Below are 23,085 nucleotides of genomic sequence, written 5' to 3'. Positions count from 1 at the left end.
TTTGCTATTACTTGTAATTAGCTCGCTACTTTATGCATTACTTAGCGAGCACTTTGTTTTAAAGCTTTTACTTCTTCTGTAGTCAAATATCGCCACTCTCCCGGAGCTAAATTGCTAATTTTCAACGGACCAATACTCACCCGGATAAGCCGTAAGGTGGGAAAACCTACTGCAGCTGTCATTTTGCGTACCTGGCGGTTCATACCTTGCGTGAGGGAAATCTGCACCCAACTTGTCGGAATGTTTTGCCGGAACCGAATGGGTTTGCTACGTTCCCATAATATAGGTTCGGATGGCAGTAACGCGGCTTTAGCGGGCGATGTTTTAACATTTTTAAGCAAGACTCCATCGCGCAAATTTTGCAAAGCTTTTTCGTCCGGAATATTTTCAACCTGCGTCCAGTACGTTTTTTCAATTTTAAATTTGGGATCAGAAAGGCGATGCTGCAATGCTTTATCGTCGGTTAATAATACCAAACCCTCACTATCATAATCTAGCCGACCCACTGGGTAAATATTAGGTATTGGTACAAAATCCTTTAGTGTAGTGCGTCCGTTCTCGTCGGTAAATTGAGTAAGGACTTTAAAGGGTTTATTTAGAATAATGTAGTTAAACAAAGCAATGTGTTAAAATTTATAAAAGCTTTATCTTCAAATAATAAATAAGTTTCCTTAAAATAAGCTATTCGGCTAATTCCATTGATTTTACAACAGCTTATAAAGTTAATGAAACACCTGAATCATCCGACTTTGCCGAACGTGTTTGGCCGGCGTTATACTAGCAGGAGATTGCCAGTATTGCTTCTATTATGGTTATAGCTTGATTTGTGTGACTGTATCGAGCTTTAAAAATAAGCCAGTTTCAAAAGATTGGTTAACAAAGTAACTCTAGGTTATGCCTGCGCCAGAAATAAACTTAACACGCTGAAGCTACATTATATTTAATTAAATGTAATAACAAGAATAGAGCAAACTAACTCAGCGGTAACAAAGTTTTTGGTCTGCAAGAAAAATCACTTTTACTAGTTGAAGGCTTACTTACTGCTTTTTACGGCTATTTCGGTACCAAAGAAAACCTACTGTACCTACCAGCACATAAGGCACCGTCATTAAAAATAAAATACCTTTATTTAAGCCATTACCAAACCTGCTTAACTTATTATCGGCCCGATTCGATTCTACAGACGAACGGCATAAAGCACATTGAGCGGAAGCTGGAACGTTCGCCAATGTTACCAAAACAAATAATGAAAATGTAATTAGAAATACTTTTGAAAACCTCTTCATTTTAACAGTACAATTAAGTATTTAACTTGGGTAATAAGGCGCAATCATAAAATAAACAACTACTCCCGTAATAGCTACATACAACCAAATCGGGAAGGTCCAGCGGGCAATTTTCCGGTGCCGGTTTATCTGGTTACTCACCGCAAAATAAACCGACAATAACACCAACGGAACAATAACTGCAGCTAAAACAATATGCGTTAGTAGGATAACGTAATAAATCATTTTAAGGGTTCCTTCGCCACCATAACGCGTAGGGGCAGCCTGATAATGATACGTTACATACGAAATTAAGAAAAAAGCAGATAAAGTAAAGGCAGTAACCATAGTAAAGCGATGCCCCCTAATATTTTTGTTTTTAACAAAAAAATATCCTGTTAGCAAAGCAATAGCCGTTAAAGAATTAAGTAAGGCATGCAGTTTGGGCAAAAAAGTAACATCTACGTCACCTAACTTACCCGTTTGCGGTATAAAAAGTAATAAGGCTACTAATAAAGGAACTGCCACCGAGAGAATGGCAATTAAAACCAAGTATTTACGATCGTTATTTTTCATCTTGCTGATAACTGTGTAATAACACAGTTATTTCGGTAATTAAACGGTCCACCTCTTGTGGATCAGTCCCATCATAAATACCGCGCACGTGTTTTTCTTTATCTACTAAAATTAATTTTTCCGAATGAATGAAGTTCGGAATGGTTCCAGGCGCTTGCATGGCCGAGACCTTATATCCATTTTGAGCTAAAGTGTACAATTGTTTTTTGGGGCCGGTTACAAAAAGCCATTTGGCCGGGTCTGCCTGGTACATTTCGGCATAACGCTTCAAAACTGATACCGAATCTCTTTCCGGGTCAACGGTATAAGAAATGAGTTTCACTTGCGGCGTATTGCGAAAAGCTTCATTTACCCGAACCATCTGCGCGGACATTTTTTTACAAACATCCTGACAAGAGGCAAAAAAGAAATTTGCAACGTAAACACCGCCATTCAAATTAGTTTGAGTTACTGTTTTCCCTTCTTGCGAAACAAAACGGAAATCTGGTATTTTTTGAAATACAGTATCCCCATTCCGTATTATTGGCGATTCCGTGGCTTCGTTGATAGCAGGATAGTAAGTAGGCAAGGAATAATGATTGGTTCCAAAGCCTTTCAAAAACAAAAACAAAAAAATAGGTACTAATAGTAGTATACCTAGCATTAGTACCTTTTTAGGAGACATTATGAATACTTTATTTAAAATAGTTATAGACATTATCACCAAAATAAGTACCCTCGGTTATTAACGCAATTAATAACCATACAAGCAAAGCCGAAGGAATCAAAATACTCCAGATAAGTGATTTCGTTTCGTGTTTCAAGTGCATAAATTCACCCACGATAAAGAAAGCTTTAAATAGAGTAAGTACAATATATATACTATTCCGCAGTGTACTAGGGTCCATAAAGAAAGCAAAACAGAATTCTATTGCCGTTAATCCGCATAGAATTAAAAACACCCGCCAAATTGCTTTAGTTTGAGGTGCTGGAATATCACCTATATATTCTTCCTCGTTGGAATTATGTGAGTGTGAAGCCATATTTTTAAATTTAATATTGTTAAAAATCAGATTTCCCTTAATGTTAATTGTATAAGCAATCAAGATTTAAAGTCTAGTTTACTACCAGTAATTAGCCTAAACCAAATAAAAGAAGGTAAATACAAATACCCACACCAAATCTACAAAGTGCCAGTATAAGCCTACTTTTTCCACCATTTCGTAGTGACCCCGCTTATGAAAAGCTCCGTTCACTGCCATGATAAACATGATAATGAGCAAAACAATACCACTAAATACGTGAGTACCGTGGAAACCGGTTATAAAGAAAAACAAATCAGCGAATAAGGGTGGGCCGTACTGGTTCATGGTAAGATTAGCACCGAACACTTTGGAACCATCAGCTAAAGTCAATCCGCCTTCCGTACCGGTAATAAAGTGGGTCCACTCCCAGGCTTGACAGCCCAGAAATGTAGAACCAAACAAAATCGTCCAAAGCAACCATTTTTCCACATCTTTCTTATCCATCCGATGACCGGCTTCTACGGCTAATACCATGGTTACCGAAGAAAGAATTAAGATCATGGTCATTAAGGCCACGAAAGCTAAGGGCAAATCTACCCCATGGAAAAAAGGAAAAGCATTGAAAACTTTATCGGGTATGGGCCAGTAGCTTTGAGAGAATACAAATTTATCGTGCTCGCCTATATAAGCAAGATGGCGGTGACGAATTAACCCGTACGTAGTTAAAAAAGCTGCAAAGGTAAACGTATCTGACAGCAGGAAAAACCACATCATGAGTTTTCCATAACTGGCTTTCATCGGCTCATTCCCGCCATCCCAGGTACCCGTTTTTGGCCGCTCCAGAGTTGTTGTACTAGATGTTGTGCTAGACATAGTTTGGTAGTTAGATTTTATTATTTGCGTATTGTTTATCTATCAGGTGTTCTTTTCCTGAAAATTCTCTTTAATGGTATACTGCTAAAAATACGTAAAGATACACCCAAAGGGCACCTAAAAAATGCCAATAAGTGGTACACAATTCCATTTGCAATAAATTTTTAGCATGAACCCGGTATCGTAGAGCTGCTAGTATTACAATTAATAAAAATATTAACCCGGTAATTAAGTGAAAGCCATGTACTCCGGTTAATACATACATAAAGGAGCCCGAAGGATTAGCCGTAGGACCTCCGAAGAATATTTTATTGGTTACCAACTCTCCCCAAACGTTCCACTGACCAATTAAAAAAGCTACTCCTAAACTAAAGGTAAGCAATAAAGCTACTTTTAATGCATTTAAATTATCTTTTTTCGCCGATATATAAGCCCATTGCATGGCAATACTACTTACCGCAATAAGAATAGAATTGATTAATAAACCATTAGGCAAATTGAACTCTAACCAATTTCCTTCCTCCCGCCGTACAATGTACGCACTGGTAAAAGCGGCAAACATCATGATAATACTCATTATCAACAACCACAAAGTAAATTTTAAAGGATGAATTCCCGTTGTGGATTTATTTAAGTTTAATGCTCTTGCATTCATTTTTTATAAGTTAAATTTTATCCAATACTAACGCAATTTGTACAATTGGCAAGTACAGAAAAGACCCGAACATAATACTCATAGCTGCTTTTTTGGAGCAGGTTTGCATTAAGTATAAGGTTTGAGCTAAAAACAACACGCCACACATTACAGCAATAATTGCTGATGTTTTACCAGCCATTCCAAATTGCAAAGGCAGCATACTCAACGGAATTAACAACAGCGTGTAAGTCATTATTTGAAAAGCCGTCTTCAGGTTCTTGCCACCTTCCATGGGCAACATCTTAAATCCTGCCAGCTTATAATCATCATCTAACACCCACGCTATTGCCCAAAAATGAGGAAATTGCCAAACAAACTGAATTCCAAATAGTATCCAAGCCTCTACACTTACCACTCCGGTTGCCGCTACCCAACCTAATAAGGGAGGTAAACCACCCGGAATGGCTCCTACTAACACACAAATAGGAGAAATCCGCTTTAATGGCGTATATACAAATCCGTACAATATTAAAGACATGAGCGCCAAAACAGCGGTTAGCAGGTTAAAGTATAATGCCAGAATACTTAAACCAGCTATGCCAATTATACCACCAAATACAGCAGCTTCAGTTATAGATAAAGCACCTGTTGGCAACGGCCGTTTAGCGGTTCGCTTCATCAGTTTATCTAAATCTTTTTCCAGAATTTGGTTAATAATGTTAGCCGCCCCGGTTACCAGAAGTCCTCCCAACATTATTACTAAGATTTTCTGCATTTCCAGGTGGCCCGACCCTAGCATATACCCAATGGCACTTGAAAAAGCCACGGTACTGGATAACCGGAACTTTAACAACTGGAAGTAATGCTTTACTTTCGTCATGGCTAAAAAGGTAGGCAGATCATTCTCTATATTATCTACTAGCATTATCGAACAGCCAACTTTAATACCCGAATATGGGTAGCATAATAACAAACTATAAAAACAAAAAATTGTAGCCCAAATAATAAAGTTGCCAATACTAAATGAACCGGTTGTAAAACGGCCGGTATAGCAAAATAAGCTAAAATAACTCCGACCAAAATCTCCAACCCTACAAAAACCAGGATACCATTAACTAATTTATTAAAACGCTTATCGTTTAGAGCATATAATTGCCAGCACAAATATACATTCACAATAAATACCACGGCCGAAAAAGACCGATGAATGTAAAACGATGAACCAATATTTGAAATCCATTGCCCCCTATTGTTGTAACCGAATTCAGATGCAATAATATCAACCATTTCCCGCACCTGAGTTCCTAATAGTATTTGCACAAATGATAAAGCAATTGCTAGAATGATGAGTACGTAAGTTTTAGTGGCGATAGGTTGAGTTATTAGCTTAAATTGATCTTTTTGCGAGCGGGCAACTGCATATATTAATAGCGCAACTAACACTAGAGCCAAAGCCATGTGCACGGTTACCATAATGGGCAATAAATTGGTTGAAACAACTAAAGAGCCTAACCACCCCTGAATACCAACTAAAATAAAGCTAATGAAGGCTAAATAGAATATAACCGGATCTTTCTTAAGGTATGATAATGAGAAAACCAGGGTAAAGAAAATGAATATACCTATTAATACTCCTACTAACCGATTCAGGTATTCAATCCAGGTTTTTGTTACATTAAACTCCGTTTCTATATATTGAGATGAATGGGAAAAAATATCGGATGCTAATTGATTAAAACCTAAGGTTTTTAAGTAATTGGCTAGCTTTTGATTTTTCTCAATGCGTTTATTTTTATAAACCGAAAGATAGTCATCAGGCAATTGGTTACTATTAGTAGGAGGAATCCAGGTTCCGAAACACTTCGGCCAGTCCGGACAACCCATTCCAGATCCCGTGCTTCTTACGACTCCTCCTACTAAGATTAAAAAATATACAGAAGCAATGGTAATAACTCCTATATTTCTAAATCTTTTAGAACTAAAAGATTCATTACTCATTATAATATATTATTCAAGTTCTTTCTCACTCGAAAGGTTAGATGATTTAGTTTCTGAATGAGGAATATTTTGCGGAATATAATCTTCTTCTGCTCCTGGCTTAGAATAATCATAAGGCCATCTGTATACAGCAGGAATAGCTCCTGGCCAGTTACCATGGCCCGGGTGAATAGGAGTAGTCCATTCTAATGTATTCGAGCGCCATGGGTTCGCATCGGCACGACGGCCCCGGAAAATACTATACACAAAATTGAAGAGGAAGATAAACTGAGCAAACCAAGCTATAATCGCCGCGGCACTAATAAACATATTTAAGTCCGCGAATTGGCTAAAGGTTTCGAAAGCCGTCCAAGAGTAATATCTTCTTGGGAAACCAGCAATACCCACGTAGTGCATAGGCAAAAACACTAAGTATACTCCCAAAAATGTTAACCAAAAATGAATATACCCAAGTTTTTCGTCCATCATGCGGCCAAACATTTTAGGGAACCAATGATATACCCCGGCAAACATTCCAAAGAAGGCGGATGATCCCATTACCAAGTGGAAGTGTGCTACTACAAAATACGTATTATGCAGTTGTATATCCAGGGCCGAATTTCCTAAAATAATACCCGTTAATCCGCCGGAAATAAACAACGAAACAAATCCAATTGAAAACAGCATGGCTGGTGTAAAAATAATGTTTCCCCGCCATAGGGTAGCCAACCAGTTAAATACCTTAACCGCCGATGGTACCGCAATTATCAAGGTTAAAAACATAAACACCGATCCTAAGAACGGATTCATACCGGATACGAACATATGGTGCGCCCATACCACAAACGATAATATCGAAATACCAAGCATGGAGCCAATCATAGCACGGTAGCCGAAAATGGGTTTACGAGCATTCGTTGCTATAACTTCTGATACAATACCAAATCCTGGTAAAATAACAATGTACACTTCTGGGTGACCTAAGAACCAAAATAAGTGCTGGAATAAAATAGGACTACCACCCGTATTACTTAGTGCTTGCCCCGCTACATAAATATCTGATAAGTAAAAACTCGTACCAAAAGAACGGTCAAATACTAACAACAAAGCAGCTGAAAATAATACAGGAAAGGAGAGAACACCTAATACTGCCGTTAAGAAGAAGGCCCAAATAGTTAAGGGCAACTTCGTCATGGACATACCAGCGGTACGCAAATTGATAATAGTAGAGATATAGTTGATACTACCAAGAAGCGACGAAACAATAAAGAACACCATCGCTACCAGCCACATCGTCATACCCGTACCCGAACCCGGAATTGCTTGCGGTAATGCACTTAATGGTGGGTAAATTGTCCAACCAGCCGAAGCAGGTCCTGTTTCCAGGAAAAGAGAGGTAAACATAATAACACTGGATAAAAAGAAAAACCAGTACGATAACATGTTCAAAAAACCGGAAGCCATATCACGGGCGCCAATTTGTAAGGGAATCAAAAAGTTACTGAAGGTACCACTCAGTCCCGCCGTTAACACGAAAAATACCATGATGGTACCATGCATGGTTACCAAGGCTAAATAAAATTCCTGATTTAATTTACCTCCTTCAATCCATTTACCTAAAATTGGCTCCAGAAACGGCATAGTCTCGTTTGGCCAGCCGAGTTGTAGCCGGAACAAGCTAGATAAAGCTCCGCCTATAAAAGCCCAAATTATACCAGAGATCAAAAATTGTTTTGCAATTACTTTATGATCTTGGCTAAAAATATATTTAAATATAAACGGTTGATCATGATGGTCGTGCTCATGATCATGTTCATCGTGTGCTATTGGCACATTATTGTGTAAAGAAATATCTGTGCTTGCCATATTAAATTATTATTCGTTTACTGTTTGTTTCGCTAATCAGGCTCGACATATTCTTCCATCTTAGCATTGATATTCCGGGAACTTCGACCTAAAGTGCGGCCTTATTTGTTCCTTCTTTTTTTGTATCCAATACAATTCCCTGCGGATTTTTCAGATTTTTCAATAATTCCGGCTTATCCGCGACAAAGGCTTTTTGAGTGGACATCCATTTTTGAAATTCTTCCGGTTCATCTACAATTACCACGGCGCGCATGGCAAAGTGATTCGCTCCACAAATCTGATTACAAACCAATTCATACTTAAAATCTGGATTACCGGTTTCTGTAGCCATATCCGCAGTAGTTTTGGTCGGTACAAACCAGAACTTGGTAGGCATACCTGGTACAGCGTGCATCTGAGCTCTAAAATGAGGCAAATAAAAGCTGTGAATTACATCCCGGGACCGTATTTTAAATAGTATCGGCCGTCCTTTGGGAATATGAATTTCGCTGGGTAGAATATCGTCTACACTTCTTTGATCAGAAAAATCTATTCCAAGCTCATTTGTAGCATCTATTAAATTAGTTCTTACATTCCCTAAAGCATTATCGGTACCCGGATACCGGGCAATCCAGTTAAACTGTTTGCCAACAATTTCTACCACCATAGCTTCTTTGGGAGCTGGGTCAGTAATTTTTGTCCATGTTTTCCAACCTTTAAATACCAACAAAGCCATAACAACAGCCGGAATCATAGTCCAGATAATTTCCAATTTATTATTATGCGGAAAGAAATAAGCTCTTTTTTCTTCTTTGTATTGGTAGCGGTAAGAATAATAAAACAATAATATTTGGGTGATAACAAACACAATTCCGATTACCACCATGGTTAACCAGAACATGTCATCAATCCATACTCCATGCACCGAACCTACCGGAATATGTATCCGTTCTTCCGCATTTTGAAAAGACCAGATAAAAGCTGCTCCTCCTATAACAAGAAACAACATTAAAAGAACTGCATTAATTTTATTACTCTTACTTACTCGTTTCTGGAAACTTCCACTAAATATGGAAGATAGGATTTGTATCCTAAAGAGTAAGGCTAATATTACCCCAATTAGAATTAATGATAAAACTATAGCGAATGTAATCATTACAGAATGTTTTTAATAGTAGTAATTTATACGGTATGGTGAATACTTTCTTCTAAGAACGGATGATTGACCGGTACCAGCGAAGCCTTGGATAAGCCGCGGGTAAGAGTTATCAAAAATATACCCAGGAAAGTAAGAGCTGTACCTAACTCTATCAAGCCAAAACCGCTCTCACCACGCATTGTTCCCGGCATAATCATCAAGTAAAAATCTAACCAATGACCGACCAGGATGGCAATACAAACAAGTTTTAACATGATCATCTGACGTTTAGCGTCTCGGGTCATTAATACCAGAAAAGGAAACACGAAGTTCACAATTAAGTTTACAAAGAAGATCCAGGTATAATGATCTTGGTAACCACTTAGCCGCTCCATAAAGTAGATAGACTCTTCTGGCAGGTTTGCGTACCAAATAAGCATGAATTGCGAAAACCACACGTATGTCCAGAAAATACTGAAAGCAAATACAAATTTCCCGAGGTCATGCAAGTGGTTCGCATTAACCATTTGCAAATAACCGTTTTGTTTTAAGATGATAACAATTAGGGTAGTAGCCGCTAAACCAGAAACAAACCAGCTTGCAAACACGTACCAGCCAAACATCGTACTAAACCAATGGGTATCAATGGATAATACCCAATCCCAAGCAGAAAGAGAAGAAGTTACTCCAAAAATTACTAGGAACATGGCTCCTATTCGAATACTTTTATTATAGTATACAATGCCACCTTCTAAATCCTCTGCTATGGATTGCTTTCTCATCCATAGAAAGAAAATTATCCATAAGGCGAAGTACCCTACCATCCGGATTAGGTAAAAAGGAATATTTAAAAAACCAGCCTTGCCTGCAATAATAGGATCATAATTAGGATTACCTTCTTCGTATAAAGTATGGTCTGTCCAGTGAAATAATTGGTGTTGACCTATTAGAAACACAGCTAGCATGACTACTGCTCCTACTGGTAAATAATAACTAAGTGCTTCTAAAACCCTTTTTATCAGAACCGACCACCCTGCGTAAGCTACGTATTGCACCGCTGTAAAAAACAAACCAATAACGGCTATTCCAGTAAAATAAACATTATTCAGCCAAAGGTTGGCGAATAAACGATTTTTCCAGTCAATAACGTGGTGACCACCTGCCGCGGCTGCTTCGTGTTCACCTGTTCCGCCATGGTGGGAACCGCCCCCATTCATAGTTAAAAATATTCCTAAAATTAATAATACCAAACCTAGTCCAATCATCATGTAGAACCGGTTGTTTGTTCTTCCAGAAATACTTAGTCTTTCTTCTAACATTTATGTAAAATTTTACGCTTGTAATTAACTATCAGAACCAGGTTAGTTATTGAGAATTAGGAGTTCCAGTAGATTGTTGTACATTGTCTCCGTCGCTGGAAGAAGCTTCCGTGGCTGCTTCGCTATTTACTTCCGTCGCTTGCTCACCCGCTCCTTGTAAGGTATTTTTAACATACAAAGCAATTTTCCAGCGTTCCTCCGGATTTACTTGTGAGCCATGCGGCATCATGCGTCCTTTACCATTGGTTATTACATGATAAATATGGCCCATACTCGCCGCTTTTATTGCATCGGATTGCAAGTTAGCTACCCCTTTAAACACAACTCCTACTTTGCCATCGCCTTTTCCCTCAGCACCGTGGCAATGTTGGCAAAACCGTTCGTATAATACTTGCCCTTCTTCCAGTACTTGCGCGTTGGCAACAAAAGGGTTTTTAAGGGCATCCGCTTGATTTAAGCTGTCATTCTTAGGAATATGATTGAAGTATGCTAATTTGCCCCGTGGTATAGTATTTTTTGCCGGCACCCGCATATTCATGCGGCCCGGATTAACTTTGTTATAATCTGCTTGCTTTAATGCTTCGTAAGAAGGGTCATCGTACATTTGCGGAGCATACTGAGTTCCCGTATCATTAGGACCTTTACTGCAAGAAAACATAGATACCATTGTAAAAGTCAACAAGGATATTTTAAGACTGGCTTTTAACTTATTTCTCATTTGTTTATTACCTCCTTCTCGTTTACTTCAACGGCTCCATTTGAGCGAAGCAGGTCATTTACTTTGTTTACATCAGTTACACCATCTTTTACTTCAATGGCCATAACAAACTTATCGTCGGTGGAACGTACATCCAGAACTGGTACTTTAAGCCTTGGGTATAAGCCGCACACAATCAAGAAGGTAATTACCATACCATGAGCGGTACAAAAAACAGTTAATTCGAAACTTACCGGAATAAAAGCCGGCAAAGCAATATGCGGTTTACCACCTATTATCATAGGCCAATCAAAGCCAAGCATATAAATTTGCATCCAGAGCGCAAACGCTAAACCCGCACAACCATATAAAAAGGCCGCAATGGGTAATCGTGAGCGTTTAATACCCAATACATCATCAATACCATGAATGGGGAATGGGGTAAATACTTCATAAATTTTTGTACCAGCTGCCCTTATATTTTCAATAGCATGAAGAAGAACTTCTTCTTCCTCGAAAACACCGAGGATAAACTTTTTATTAGTCATGATGTTTGTTATGGTGAGTTACAGGTGTAGTGGCATGCATAGATTCTTCAGGCTCTAAAGAGTGCGGTACACCCGATGATGATTTTAAAATGGTTTTTACTTCGAACATGTTTATTACCGGGAAGTACTTAGCAAATAATAAAAACAAGGTAAAAAACAGCCCTAAAGTACCCACGTATATACCAATATCAATTTTTGTGGGAGAAAACATTACCCAGCTTGACGGTAAATAATCGCGGTGCAGAGAAGTTACAATAATAACAAAACGCTCAAACCACATACCTATATTCACAAAAATGGTAATGATAAACGTTGCTACAATACTTCTTCTGATTTTGCGAATCCAGAAAAGCTGGGGCGTAATTACGTTACAAGTCATCATCGACCAATAAGCCCACCAATAAGGTCCAGTTGCTCGGTTTATGAAGGCATATTGTTCATATTCTACCCCGGAATACCAAGCGATAAAAAATTCGGTTATATAAGCTACCCCTACAATAGAACCGGTTAGAATAATTACTTTATTCATGGATTCAATGTGCTCCAGGGTAATGTAATCTTTTAACCGGAATACATCACGCGTAATAATCATTAAGGTTAATACCATGGCAAACCCAGAGAAAATAGCACCTGCTACGAAGTATGGAGGGAAAATAGTAGTGTGCCAGCCCGGAATTACCGCCGTTGCAAAGTCCATAGATACAATGGTGTGTACCGAAAGTACCAGTGGCGTAGAAACCCCAGCCAAAATTAATGATACAGTTTCGTACCGTGACCAATGTTTAGCAGAACCAGTCCAGCCCAAGCTTAGTAAAGCATATGCCCGACGCGCAATTGGACCAGTAGCCCTGTCCCGGATAGTGGCAAAATCCGGCACTAAACCTAAATACCAGAAAACTAAGGATACCGTAAAGTAAGTGGAAATGGCAAATACGTCCCAAAGTAATGGGGAGTTAAAGTTTACCCACAAAGAACCAAATGTATTGGGCAATGGTAAAACCCAATAGGCTAACCATGGTCGGCCCATGTGTAAAACCGGAAACATCGCCGCACAAATTACCGCAAAAATGGTCATGGCTTCCGCCGCTCTGTTAATAGAACTTCTCCATTTCTGGCGGAACAACAAAAGAATAGCTGAAATAAGAGTACCAGCGTGCCCGATACCTACCCACCACACGAAGTTAGTAATATCCCAAGCCCAACCTACTGTTTTATTTAAGCCCCACTCTCCTATACCATACCATAAAGTGCGGTAAACAGAGTATATAAAAATGCCTAAGAAAAATAAGGCTACGGCCAACGCAAGTGCCCAGCGAATATTTGGTTTCGCTTCTACCTGCCGGCTGACATCTTCGGTGATGTCATGGTATGTTTTCCCCCCTGTTACAAGAGGTTCCCTTATCGGAGATACATGCTGCATATGTTTATCTAATTGTTTCTGGTCAATATATATTCGGCTCTACTAATCACTATGGAAACTAACAACCCTGCTTATAACAGGAGTACTCTTCCGAATTAAACTATGTTTCTAATTTTAGTTAAATAGGTAACATTAGGCTGCGTATTAATCTCTTCTAATACGTGGAAAGCTCTTTCGCCTTGTTGCTCACGTAATATTTGCGAAACTTGGCTGTTCGGATCTTTCATATCTCCAAAGACAATAGCATTCGTTGGGCAAGACTGGGCACATGCGGTTACTATTTCTCCATCTTTCGGACGACGATTTTGTTTTTTCGCCTCCAATTTACCTAATTGAACACGTTGCACGCAGAAAGTACATTTCTCCATTACCCCACGGGCCCGTACCGTTACATCCGGATTCAAAACCATCCGACCTAGATCCGTATTCATTTGCGGGTTCTGTACTGTAAATTTCTCATTGTCGTAATAAGCAAACCAGTTAAACCGACGCACTTTATACGGACAGTTATTAGCGCAGTACCGAGTACCTACACAACGGTTATAAACCATTTGGTTGATACCTTCGGTACTGTGCGTTGTAGCCGCTACTGGGCATACTGTTTCGCAAGGAGCGTGGTTACAATGCTGGCATAGCATCGGTTGAAAAATTACTTGCGGATTTTCAGAAGGATCTTCCATTGCCTGGTAACGGTCAATAGTTCCTTTATCTTTATCCGTTCTGTGGGCATCGCTGCTATAATAACGGTCAATCCGTAACCAATGCATTTCGCGACGGTTTAAAACTTCTTGCTTTCCTACTACCGCTACGTTATTTTCTACGTTACAGCCAACCACACACGAACCGCAGCCAATACAAGAGTTTAAGTCAATCACCATTCCCCAATGGTGATTATTATATTCGTAATCCTGCCATAAAGATACTTTTGCTGGAGTTTGTAGTCCTTCGGGGGTAGCTATTTTTACATACTCGGTTACATTCCTATCTTTTTGGTATTTGCTTAAGGTAGATTCTTGCACAACCAACCGATCCATTATGGTATGGTGCGTTTGGGTTTGAGCAATTTCTTTTTGAGCCCGGGTTTTTTCTATTGTTACCGGAGTATGGTAAACTAAGCTGTTATTTGCTAAAGAAACTAGTTTAAAGGCATTAGTACCCACTCCATTTGCGACCGGACCAGCGTTAGAACGGCCATAGCCTAAAGCAATACCCACACTTCCTTTTGCCTGTCCCGGCTGAATTAAAGCAGGTAATTCTATACTCGCGCCATTGGCGGTAACTTTCAAGATATCGCCTTGTTCTATTTTTTCTTTTACAGCGTAATCGCGCGGAAGTGTAACGTAATTATCCCAGGTCGCTTTAGTAATAGGGTCCGGCAGTTCTTGCAACCATGGATTGTTGGCTTCCCGGCCCGTGCCTAAAGCTACTGTTTCGTAGATAACGGCTTCCATTCCTCCACTTTGCTTTCCGGAAGTTACCTGAGATAATGCTGCAGCTGGTGTCAGAGCGGCAGTAGTCGCAGTAGTTGCGGTGGTAGTAACAGAACCTGTAAATACGCCATCATGAACAGCTTTATCCCAAGCTGCCTGTGAGCCTAAAGTACCCCGCCAGTTTGCTTGCAGGTAATCATAGTAGGCTGTATTATTTCCTACCCACCTTAAGAGTGATTCCTGCGCTTGGCGCGTGGAGAAGATTGGAGTAATAGCCGGTTGTGCTAACGAAAACTGGCCTCGTTTCGGCTCATAATCATTCCACGATTCCAGATAATTACTGTCCGGACAAACGTAATTTACTAAGTTAGCTGTCTCGTCTAAACGATCGGCAAACGAAATTTTAACGCCAACTTTTTCTAAACCACTAGCTAATTTAGCAGAAAGCGGATGATCATAAATTGGGTTAGCATTATAAAATAGCACTGCACCAACCGAACCATTGCTAATTTCGTTTACCAAACGAATCATGGCAGCATCATCGCCTTGACGAATAAGAGAAGGAGTGTTTGAAATAGTTGTTCCTTGCGCCCCTAAAATACGGTTAATTTCAGCTACTAAGGTTTGTATAGCCACATCGTTTGAGCCAGCTACAACTAAGGCGGCACCCTTATTGGCTAATAATTCTTTTGCTGCGGCATCTAATCTGGCATTGCTATAACCCCCACCTGCACTTCCACCCGTTACTCTATTATACAGCGCCGCTACTAATGGACCTTCCTCAGATGGTTTTACCGGAATCCGTACGTCGGCATTGGCACCCGTTAAAGTAAACGTAGACTCGAACTGGTAATGACGCGACATGGTAGGATTTTCTTTACCTACTTTGCGTTTGGTGATGTATTGTTTAGCGTACTCAACCGGAGAAAGCCAGGTTCCCAGAAAATCAGCCCCAACACTAACAATTACATTAGCTTTGCTAAAGTCAAAACCAGGTACTACTCCGCCATTCGCTTTTAATAAACCATTCGCTGAATTAGCATCGTACATAACGTGCTCGAACGACGTAAATTTAGACCCAAACTCCGCAATGGCTTTTTTAGTAGTTGGACTGATAATGGTTGAAGAAATGATGGCCACTTTGCCCCGCACCCCTCTTAGTTTACCGGCAATTTCTTGGTCAATTGCTTCCCAAGTTGTCTCTTTTTTGTTGGCTAATGGTTGGCGCAACCGGGTAGTATCGTATAAGCTTAACACCGATGCTTGGGCCCGGGCACTTAACCCACCTTTGGTAACCGGCGACAAAGGATTCCCTTCCAGCTTTATCGGCCGCCCTTCACGGGTTTTTACCAGAATACTGTTATAATCACTCCCAACAAAGTAAGTAGAGGCATACCAGTTAGCAATACCCGGATCTACTTCTTCTGGTTTATTTAAATAAGGAATAGCTTTTCTTACGGGTGCCTCACAGGAAGCTAAAGTAGCCGCAGCAAAACCAAACCCAAGTAATTTTAAGAAATCGCGACGGGGAGCAACCTCTTTATCTTTTGTACCATAAGTTTCTTTTACCGGAAGAAACGCATCAAATTCATTATGCTTATTTTTATTGAATTCAGGAGTGTTTTCGAGCTCTTCCAGCCCTTTCCAGTACTTAATTGTTTCTTGCATATATATAAATGAGAAAACTCAGAATCTAACTCAAACTTAAAACAGGATTAATAATGACATTTAGAACACTCGGTACCTCCGTTGGAAGATACAGTAAATGCCATTCCTTTATTAGCCTCATCGTGCAGTTTTACCAGATTATCGTAGTATTTATTACCTTGAGTATTCAGTGGCGTTTCGCGGTGACAGTTAATACACCAACCCATGGTTAGCGGCGAATATTGGTAGACTACATCCATATTCTGTATTTGGCCATGGCAAGTTTGGCATTCAATTTTACCAACTTGCGTATGCTGCGAGTGGTTGAAATAGGCTAAATCCGGCAAATTGTGAATTCTTACCCATTCAATAGGTTTGTTGTATTCAATAGCTCGGTAAATCTTTTGAATTTCCGGTGATTCCTTTTTAATCTGGCTATGGCAGTTCATACAAATATTTGCCGACGGGATATTAGCATTTTTGCTCTTATAAACCGAAGTATGGCAATAATTACAGTTTATTTCGTGCTGACCTGCGTGCAGTTTATGGGAGAAAGCAATAGGCTGAGTAGGTTGATATCCTTGCTGGATACCTACGCCATACGTTTCTTCAATTAAGGCATCCAGAATGACAACCGTGAAAATCAAACCTACAATTATCTGTACTGCTCTGGATTTATAGATTTTTGAGAAATCAAATCGCTGATTTACTAACTCCAGATCTCGGCCATCTAAATCTTTTTTACCTCTTAAGTAATCGCCTAAAATATTAGCGATAATCAACAAGGTAATAACCATTACAATTAAAACGATTATTAGAGCTATCAGCACATAATCCAGGTATTTTCCAGCAACTCCTGCACCAGCAGCGGCCGCATCACCACCACCTGGGCCGCTGGTACCTCCTTGGGCAACACCAGAACCACCCGTAGCCGGATCAGCCGGCAAAGCCGCAGGTGCCGCACTTGCCTTTTCTATGTATTTAAGAATAGAAGTAAGCTGATCGTCAGAAAAAGCGAAACTAGGCATTTGCTGCTTATCGTACTCATTAAATAAGGCAACCGCTTCTTTATCGCCACTCTGTACCATTTGGCTGGAATTACGAATCCAGCTTTTAAGCCAAGGCAATTTATGTCTTTTGTACACATCTCTTAAAGCCGGACCCACAACTTTTTCGCCGATAGCATGGCATGAGGCACAGTTATTTTTAAAAAGTGTTTCACCGGCAGCTGCCACAGCATCATCGCCGGAGGCTGTACCAGCCGTTAAGCCGTCTTGAGTCACAGAAGCCTGTTCACCCTGAGCAAAAGAAGTAAGAACGGTAAATAGAAGAAATAAAAGAGGTAAAAAGAACGAATATGTTGATTTGATTTTACAGCTAATCATAGCCAGGATCGCTTTTTTAGTAAGGTGAAACTACATTACGGGCACAAATCTACTATGCGAATTCTATTATTCAAACATAATAATCTAGATTTTTGGACCTTGTACACCCCGCTTTATTTGTAGTTATTTAATCAATTGAATACCAATAGGTAAAGGCTAATTTACTTCTTAATTTAGAATATTTTTAAATTATAAAATATGCAGGAATTAAACATTTTATTTTAAAAATATTTAGCCATTTGCAGGAGAGTCAAGTAAAATAAAAACAGCATTTGTAACTACACATTCTGTTTCCATTTCACGTTTATAATCATTTTTGTTATGTATTTGCCATAATTTTTAGTATATAAACCTATTATTTTAACCTAACCCTAGCATTTTTTGTTCATCTTATTAGCAAAAATTATTATTTTTTAGCAAATTAACTAAATCAATTGTATTAGATCCGGGATACTAAATATGTCGAACTTGCACTTATATAGATAATACTGTTTTTTTATCGGAGGGTTTATTTTATTAGCAATGATAGCCTCTATTACTAAATAATTTACGTTGCATAAAAACCATTCTGCATTTCTTCTGCCATAAACAAATAAAATAAGTAAGACTATTTACCCTAACATATATTCTAAGTTTGCTTAAACAAGTTAAGCAAGTAGATACATGTACTAAGATGCTAGACACGGCTTTGCTGTTTTATCTCAGTAAACTCAATATCAATATTGTTAAATAAATATTATAATGTTATTTAAAACTTTATGCCTCCCTACATTGGCCAATAATTGCTTTCTTCCCTCCTATTGTTTCATACAAGTCAGTAAATTTTAGAGAAGTTATCTACTTGTTAATAAAAGATTTATTCTTATATTTGCGCCCTTAAACAAAATTTAAAAATTTTAAGCCAAATGGTATTAAAAAATTACGAAACGGTCTTTATCCTGACTCCGTTGCTCAACGAAGCGCAGGTGCAAGAAACGGTCGAGAAGTTCAGACAGGTGCTTAAGGAAAATAGCGCCGACATTATTCATGAAGAAAACTGGGGGCTACGCAAATTGGCTTATCCGATTCAGAAAAAATCAACTGGTTTTTATATCCTGATTGAGTTCCAAGGACCTTCTGCAATTGTAGATCAGTTGGAAATTGCTTACCGGCGGGATGAAAAAGTAGTTCGGTTTTTAACTACGGTTTTAGACAAACACGCTGTCTCGTACAACGAGCGTCGGCGTAACGGAGAAATGAATCAGCAGAAAGCTGCTAAAAGAGAGAAGGAGGCCCAAGCATCATGAGTTTAGTTAACGAAAAAATCCACAAGCAGGATACCCGCAAAAAATACTGCCGGTTTAAGAAAAACGGTATTCAGTATATTGATTACAAAGACGGCAACTTTTTATTAAAATTTGTAAACGAGCAAGGTAAAGTGTTACCGCGTCGTATTACCGGTACTAGCCTTAAATTTCAGCGTCGGGTAGCCCAAGCGGTTGCCCGTGCCCGTCATTTGGCTATTTTACCTTACGTAACTGATTCGTTAAAATAAGGAGGCCTGAGAGAAATGGAAGTTATATTAAAAGACGACGTAAAAGGCTTAGGCTTTAAGAACGATATTGTAGAAGTAAAACCTGGTTACGGCCGCAATTACCTGATTCCGCAAGGAATTGCAGTAATGGCTGATAAAACCAACAAAAAGATTGTAGCGGAAAATATCCGTCAAGCATCACATAAAGCTGAAAAAATTAAATTAGATGCTCAGTCAATTGCCGATCAAATCGGTGATCAGGTTTTTGATTTACGCGCGAAGGTGGGTGAAAGCGGTAAAATTTTTGGTGCGGTTACTACTACTCAATTATCAGAAGCTTTACGGGCGAAAGGAATTGAAGTAGATCGTAAGAAAATTTCTTTTGATCAGGAAGTAAAAGCAGCTGGTGAGTACACCGCTTCTATTGCTTTGCACAAAGAAGTAAAACATACCGTACGTTTTAACGTGGTAGCTGAATAAGCGAAACTATTATCCTATAAAAAAGTCCTGCGGAAAAATTCGGCAGGACTTTTTTTATGCATTAAATCTATACTAAGCTTTATCTAAAAAACATTGTAAAAGAAATTTTACAACAATAATCTGCTACTGACGAAATAGACAGGAGTTCTTATATCTTCATCCACTATCTCATATTAGAACTTCTATTTATTTTTACATGCATTAATCAAATATATTCAACTTACTTATTTTACCCAGATGCCTACTGCTTTCCGCACGGAACTTTCTGTTTCCCTTCAAAGCCGACAGCTTTCGTTACAAACGCACGTTTTCACGGCGGGTTCTTGTTTTGCCGAAGTAATGGGTCAGAAATTACAGCAGTATAAAGTGCCTTCATTAGTTAATCCTTTTGGTACCATTTTCAATCCGGTTTCTCTTTTTAACTTATTACAAGCTTCGTTACAGCCACAACCGGAATTTACCGGCGAATTAGTGCAACGCGAAGATTTGTGGTTGGCGTATGATTTTCATTCTACTTTTGCTTCGCACTCGCGCGCTGAACTTTTAACCCGGCTTCAGGAAACCCTAAGTCAAAGTCAGGCTTTCTTACAAAATACAGATACTATTATTTTAACTTTTGGTACAGCCATAGGTTATATTCATCGGGCCAGCAACAAACTGGTAGCTAATTGTCATAAAATACCGCAAGTTCAATTCCAGAAGCATTTGCTAACCATTCCAGAAATTTTATCCGCTTTTAATACTTTTTACAAAAGTTTGCAACAAACAAATCCAAACGCCCGGGTAATTTTGACCGTCAGCCCGGTACGTCACCTGAAAGAAACTTTAGAAGGAAACAGCGTTAGTAAATCTATTCTAAGGGTGGTTTGCCAGGAATTAAAAACGCAATATGCGGCAGTAGCTTATTTTCCAGCTTACGAATTACTTTTAGATGATTTACGGGATTACCGATTTTATAAACCGGATATGATTCACCCCTCGGAAGTAGCGGAAGATTACATCTGGGAAAAGTTTAAATCAGCATATTTCAACGAAGATTTTCAGCACTTTACAGAAAAATGGGATAAAATCCGGCAAGCCTTGGCCCATAAACCATTTCATTCAGAATCTATTTCTCATCAGCAATTCTTAAAAAAAGTATTAAGTCAATTAGAAGAACTACAAGCTAAAGTTGATTGCCAATCGGAAATTTCAGCTTTAAAAAAGCAATTAATTACGGGTTAAAAGCAAGATTTTACGTATGCTTAGCACAGGTAAAATCTTACTTTTAACTTGAGTAAAGTTTTTAGATTATGAAAAAAGCTAACCGGCTGCTGAATGAGTCCAGCCCCTATTTGCTCCAGCACGCTTATAATCCGGTGAATTGGCATCCGTGGGGCGAAGAAGCTTTGCGAAAAGCCCGGGAGGAGCAAAAGCCTATTATCGTGAGTATTGGTTATGCCGCTTGTCATTGGTGCCACGTTATGGAACATCAATCATTTGAGAACGAAAGCATTGCGCAGCTCATGAACAAGCATTTTGTTTGCATAAAAGTAGACCGGGAAGAACGCCCGGATGTAGACCAGATTTACATGGATGCCGTGCATGCTATGGGTGTACAAGGGGGCTGGCCGTTAAATGTATTCTTAAATTCAGAAGCAAAACCGTTTTATGGGGGCACTTATTTCCCCCCCAGCACTGGGCTCAATTATTACAAAATATCGGCAAAGCTTACAACGAAAACCGGGAAGAACTAAATCAATCGGCCGAACAGTTTGCGCAGCACCTCAACATATCCGATTTACAAAAATACGGCATTCAAGAAGTAAATGCTGAGTTTACTGATCAAGATTTTCGGTTGCTCTATCACAATTTTAGTCTTCGTTTCGAGAAAGAACGGGGTGGCATGGGTCAGGCGCCTAAATTTCCAATGCCGGTGAATTATTTGTTCTTATTACGGTATTACCAATACGCCAATCAAACCGCCGCCCTGGAGCACGTAAATCTAACACTTCGCGAAATGGCTTTCGGCGGAATTTACGACCAGGCTGGGGGTGGTTTTGCTCGTTACTCCGTGGATAACGAATGGTTGGTTCCGCACTTCGAAAAAATGTTGTACGACAATGGCCAACTAATTAGCTTATATGCCGAAGCGTACCAGATAACCAAAAATTCTTTGTACAAAGAAGTAGTGTACGAAACCATTTCTTTCGTAGAACGCGAACTTATAAGTCCGGAAGGCGGTTTTTTCTCTTCCCTGGATGCCGATAGCGAAGGCGAAGAAGGTAAGTTTTACGTATTTACGAAAGAAGAACTCCAAGAGATTATTGGAGCCGAAGAACCTTTATTTTCTACTTACTACAACGTACACGCCGAAGGTAATTGGGAACATAACCAAAACATTTTGCACCGCCGGCAAACGGATGAAGCGTTTGCGGCAGAACACCAGTTAGAAATTCCTATTTTAAAAGAATTAGTTAAGGGCTGGAAGGCAAAGGTAATGCGGGCTCGCTCCCAAAGAGTTCGTCCCGGCCTCGACGACAAAATTCTAACCGCTTGGAACGCTTTAATGCTGAAAGGTTTAGCGGATGCGTATTATGTTTTTCAAGAAGAAAAATTCCGGGAACTAGCTTTGAAAAACGCGAATTTCCTGCGCCAAAGGGTAAAAAACGGACCAAAGCTGTTTCGTAATTATAAAAACGGGAAAGCCAGCATTAATGCTTTTTTAGAAGATTACGCTTTGCTCATTCAAGCTTTTATCCGGCTATACGAAATTACCTTCGACGAAAATTGGCTAAATGAAGCCCATCAATTGACTAAATACACGCTTGGCAACTTTTTCGACGAAAACGAAAATTTATTTTTCTATACCGATAAAGAAGGCGAAAAATTAATTGCCCGCAAAAAAGAAATCCTGGACAATGTTATTCCGGCTTCCAACTCCGTAATGGCCAGTAACCTGCATTTTTTAAGCCTGTATTTCGATCAGCCCAAATACTTCGAAATATCGGAAGCGATGTTAAGCCAAATAAAACAGTTATTGGTAAAACAACCAAGTCATTTAGCTAATTGGGCAAATGTGTATTATGCCAAACTAAAACCTACCGCCGAAATAGCAATTGTGGGACCGGAAGCACAAAGTTTCCGCAATTCTTTCGCCGATTTTTACTTTCCCAATGCCATTTTCGCGGGCACGGAAATTGAAAGCGATTTACCCTTACTCTCCGACCGAATAGCCATTGGCGAGGAAACCACCATCTACGTTTGCTTTAATAAAACTTGCCAATTACCGGTACATACGGTAACCGAAGCGCTGGAACAATTAGATAAGATTAATGAAGTTTAGTTGAAA

Annotated in this window: 22 protein-coding genes; 6 read left to right on the top strand and 16 right to left on the bottom strand. The window is 39.3% G+C overall.

Annotated features, from left to right (window positions below; translation table 11 throughout):
• Window positions 1-41 precede the first annotated feature (41 nt).
• The 16 genes from AHMF7605_RS26700 to AHMF7605_RS26620 all read right to left on the bottom strand — a co-directional run bounded on the left by AHMF7605_RS26700 (window position 42) and on the right by AHMF7605_RS26620 (window position 17,659).
• Window positions 42-617, bottom strand: coding sequence for a pseudouridine synthase (locus tag AHMF7605_RS26700; protein ID WP_106932996.1), 576 nt, complete (start codon window positions 615-617; stop codon window positions 42-44).
• A gap of 690 nt (window positions 618-1,307) precedes the next feature.
• Window positions 1,308-1,841, bottom strand: coding sequence for a DUF420 domain-containing protein (locus AHMF7605_RS26690; protein WP_106932994.1), 534 nt, complete (start codon window positions 1,839-1,841; stop codon window positions 1,308-1,310).
• Entirely contained in the window at window positions 1,831-2,484 is a 654-nt protein-coding gene (locus tag AHMF7605_RS26685; protein WP_233219267.1) for an SCO family protein, read from the bottom strand. The genes AHMF7605_RS26690 and AHMF7605_RS26685 overlap by 11 nt, the downstream gene beginning before the upstream one ends.
• A gap of 31 nt (window positions 2,485-2,515) precedes the next feature.
• Window positions 2,516-2,863, bottom strand: coding sequence for a cytochrome C oxidase subunit IV family protein (locus AHMF7605_RS26680; RefSeq protein ID WP_106933630.1), 348 nt, complete (start codon window positions 2,861-2,863; stop codon window positions 2,516-2,518).
• 96 nt (window positions 2,864-2,959) lie between these two features.
• On the bottom strand, window positions 2,960-3,718 hold the full coding sequence (locus AHMF7605_RS26675; protein ID WP_106932993.1) for a cytochrome c oxidase subunit 3: 759 nt from the start codon (window positions 3,716-3,718) through the stop codon (window positions 2,960-2,962).
• Window positions 3,719-3,788: 70 nt separating this feature from the next.
• Complete coding sequence (locus tag AHMF7605_RS26670; protein ID WP_106932992.1) at window positions 3,789-4,373, bottom strand: cytochrome c oxidase subunit 3; 585 nt, start codon at window positions 4,371-4,373, stop codon at window positions 3,789-3,791.
• Window positions 4,374-4,383: 10 nt separating this feature from the next.
• Window positions 4,384-5,280 (bottom strand): heme o synthase, encoded by an 897-nt coding sequence (gene cyoE / locus AHMF7605_RS26665; protein ID WP_106932991.1) that lies wholly within the window; start codon window positions 5,278-5,280, stop codon window positions 4,384-4,386.
• Window positions 5,280-6,353: a COX15/CtaA family protein gene (locus tag AHMF7605_RS26660; RefSeq protein ID WP_106932990.1), complete on the bottom strand. Its 1,074-nt coding sequence runs from the start codon at window positions 6,351-6,353 to the stop codon at window positions 5,280-5,282. The genes cyoE and AHMF7605_RS26660 overlap by 1 nt, the downstream gene beginning before the upstream one ends.
• Before the next feature lie 9 nt (window positions 6,354-6,362).
• Entirely contained in the window at window positions 6,363-8,198 is a 1,836-nt protein-coding gene (locus AHMF7605_RS26655) for a cytochrome c oxidase subunit I (RefSeq protein ID WP_106932989.1), read from the bottom strand.
• A gap of 88 nt (window positions 8,199-8,286) precedes the next feature.
• Window positions 8,287-9,186, bottom strand: a complete 900-nt coding sequence (locus tag AHMF7605_RS26650) for a cytochrome c oxidase subunit II (protein ID WP_233219266.1) — start codon at window positions 9,184-9,186, stop codon at window positions 8,287-8,289.
• Window positions 9,187-9,359: 173 nt separating this feature from the next.
• Entirely contained in the window at window positions 9,360-10,583 is a 1,224-nt protein-coding gene (locus AHMF7605_RS26645; RefSeq protein WP_233219265.1) for a quinol:cytochrome C oxidoreductase, read from the bottom strand.
• A 97-nt stretch (window positions 10,584-10,680) separates the two neighbouring features.
• The gene (locus AHMF7605_RS26640; RefSeq protein ID WP_233219264.1) at window positions 10,681-11,292 is read right to left on the bottom strand and encodes a c-type cytochrome; all 612 of its coding nucleotides are present in this window, start codon (window positions 11,290-11,292) and stop codon (window positions 10,681-10,683) included.
• Between the two features lie 56 nt (window positions 11,293-11,348).
• Window positions 11,349-11,879: a DUF3341 domain-containing protein gene (locus AHMF7605_RS26635; protein ID WP_106932985.1), complete on the bottom strand. Its 531-nt coding sequence runs from the start codon at window positions 11,877-11,879 to the stop codon at window positions 11,349-11,351.
• Window positions 11,872-13,299 (bottom strand): NrfD/PsrC family molybdoenzyme membrane anchor subunit, encoded by a 1,428-nt coding sequence (gene nrfD / locus AHMF7605_RS26630; RefSeq protein WP_106932984.1) that lies wholly within the window; start codon window positions 13,297-13,299, stop codon window positions 11,872-11,874. Before nrfD ends, AHMF7605_RS26635 begins: the two co-directional genes overlap by 8 nt.
• Before the next feature lie 95 nt (window positions 13,300-13,394).
• A complete protein-coding gene (locus AHMF7605_RS26625; protein ID WP_106932983.1) occupies window positions 13,395-16,397 on the bottom strand; it encodes a TAT-variant-translocated molybdopterin oxidoreductase in 3,003 nt (1,000 codons plus the stop codon).
• Window positions 16,398-16,444: 47 nt separating this feature from the next.
• Window positions 16,445-17,659: a c-type cytochrome gene (locus AHMF7605_RS26620; protein WP_233219263.1), complete on the bottom strand. Its 1,215-nt coding sequence runs from the start codon at window positions 17,657-17,659 to the stop codon at window positions 16,445-16,447.
• 1,007 nt (window positions 17,660-18,666) lie between these two features.
• Between AHMF7605_RS26620 and rpsF the strand changes: the two genes are divergently transcribed.
• The 6 genes from rpsF (at window position 18,667) to AHMF7605_RS26595 (ending at window position 23,079) form a co-directional block, all read left to right on the top strand.
• Complete coding sequence (gene rpsF / locus AHMF7605_RS26615; protein WP_106932981.1) at window positions 18,667-19,047, top strand: 30S ribosomal protein S6; 381 nt, start codon at window positions 18,667-18,669, stop codon at window positions 19,045-19,047.
• Entirely contained in the window at window positions 19,044-19,295 is a 252-nt protein-coding gene (gene rpsR, locus AHMF7605_RS26610; protein ID WP_026463124.1) for a 30S ribosomal protein S18, read from the top strand. The genes rpsF and rpsR overlap by 4 nt, the downstream gene beginning before the upstream one ends.
• Window positions 19,296-19,310: 15 nt before the next feature.
• Complete coding sequence (gene rplI / locus AHMF7605_RS26605) at window positions 19,311-19,754, top strand: 50S ribosomal protein L9 (RefSeq protein WP_106932980.1); 444 nt, start codon at window positions 19,311-19,313, stop codon at window positions 19,752-19,754.
• A 237-nt stretch (window positions 19,755-19,991) separates the two neighbouring features.
• Window positions 19,992-20,978: a GSCFA domain-containing protein gene (locus tag AHMF7605_RS26600; RefSeq protein ID WP_106932979.1), complete on the top strand. Its 987-nt coding sequence runs from the start codon at window positions 19,992-19,994 to the stop codon at window positions 20,976-20,978.
• Between the two features lie 68 nt (window positions 20,979-21,046).
• Window positions 21,047-21,490 carry a thioredoxin domain-containing protein gene (locus AHMF7605_RS31010; RefSeq protein ID WP_317046565.1) on the top strand — a complete coding sequence of 148 codons (444 nt, stop codon included), beginning with the start codon at window positions 21,047-21,049 and terminating at the stop codon, window positions 21,488-21,490.
• A gap of 101 nt (window positions 21,491-21,591) precedes the next feature.
• On the top strand, window positions 21,592-23,079 hold the full coding sequence (locus AHMF7605_RS26595; protein ID WP_317046564.1) for a thioredoxin domain-containing protein: 1,488 nt from the start codon (window positions 21,592-21,594) through the stop codon (window positions 23,077-23,079).
• Window positions 23,080-23,085 lie beyond the last annotated feature (6 nt).

It is taken from the genome of Adhaeribacter arboris (assembly GCF_003023845.1).
Lineage (GTDB): Bacteria > Bacteroidota > Bacteroidia > Cytophagales > Hymenobacteraceae > Adhaeribacter > Adhaeribacter arboris.
This window is presented reverse-complemented; position numbering and strand designations above follow the sequence as displayed.

Coding starts and splice junctions, on each gene's coding strand:
- AHMF7605_RS26690 (WP_106932994.1), bottom strand. CDS start 1,841: ATGAAAAATAACGATCGTAAATACTTGGTTTTAATTGCCATTCTCTCG.
- AHMF7605_RS26685 (WP_233219267.1), bottom strand. CDS start 2,484: ATGCTAGGTATACTACTATTAGTACCTATTTTTTTGTTTTTGTTTTTG.
- AHMF7605_RS26680 (WP_106933630.1), bottom strand. CDS start 2,863: ATGGCTTCACACTCACATAATTCCAACGAGGAAGAATATATAGGTGAT.
- AHMF7605_RS26675 (WP_106932993.1), bottom strand. CDS start 3,718: ATGTCTAGCACAACATCTAGTACAACAACTCTGGAGCGGCCAAAAACG.
- AHMF7605_RS26670 (WP_106932992.1), bottom strand. CDS start 4,373: ATGAATGCAAGAGCATTAAACTTAAATAAATCCACAACGGGAATTCAT.
- cyoE (WP_106932991.1), bottom strand. CDS start 5,280: ATGCTAGTAGATAATATAGAGAATGATCTGCCTACCTTTTTAGCCATG.
- AHMF7605_RS26660 (WP_106932990.1), bottom strand. CDS start 6,353: ATGAGTAATGAATCTTTTAGTTCTAAAAGATTTAGAAATATAGGAGTT.
- AHMF7605_RS26655 (WP_106932989.1), bottom strand. CDS start 8,198: ATGGCAAGCACAGATATTTCTTTACACAATAATGTGCCAATAGCACAC.
- AHMF7605_RS26650 (WP_233219266.1), bottom strand. CDS start 9,186: ATGTTGTTTCTTGTTATAGGAGGAGCAGCTTTTATCTGGTCTTTTCAA.
- AHMF7605_RS26645 (WP_233219265.1), bottom strand. CDS start 10,583: ATGATGATTGGACTAGGTTTGGTATTATTAATTTTAGGAATATTTTTA.
- AHMF7605_RS26640 (WP_233219264.1), bottom strand. CDS start 11,292: ATGTTTTCTTGCAGTAAAGGTCCTAATGATACGGGAACTCAGTATGCT.
- AHMF7605_RS26635 (WP_106932985.1), bottom strand. CDS start 11,879: ATGACTAATAAAAAGTTTATCCTCGGTGTTTTCGAGGAAGAAGAAGTT.
- nrfD (WP_106932984.1), bottom strand. CDS start 13,299: ATGCAGCATGTATCTCCGATAAGGGAACCTCTTGTAACAGGGGGGAAA.
- AHMF7605_RS26625 (WP_106932983.1), bottom strand. CDS start 16,397: ATGCAAGAAACAATTAAGTACTGGAAAGGGCTGGAAGAGCTCGAAAAC.
- rpsF (WP_106932981.1), top strand. CDS start 18,667: ATGGTATTAAAAAATTACGAAACGGTCTTTATCCTGACTCCGTTGCTC.
- rpsR (WP_026463124.1), top strand. CDS start 19,044: ATGAGTTTAGTTAACGAAAAAATCCACAAGCAGGATACCCGCAAAAAA.
- rplI (WP_106932980.1), top strand. CDS start 19,311: ATGGAAGTTATATTAAAAGACGACGTAAAAGGCTTAGGCTTTAAGAAC.
- AHMF7605_RS26600 (WP_106932979.1), top strand. CDS start 19,992: ATGCCTACTGCTTTCCGCACGGAACTTTCTGTTTCCCTTCAAAGCCGA.
- AHMF7605_RS31010 (WP_317046565.1), top strand. CDS start 21,047: ATGAAAAAAGCTAACCGGCTGCTGAATGAGTCCAGCCCCTATTTGCTC.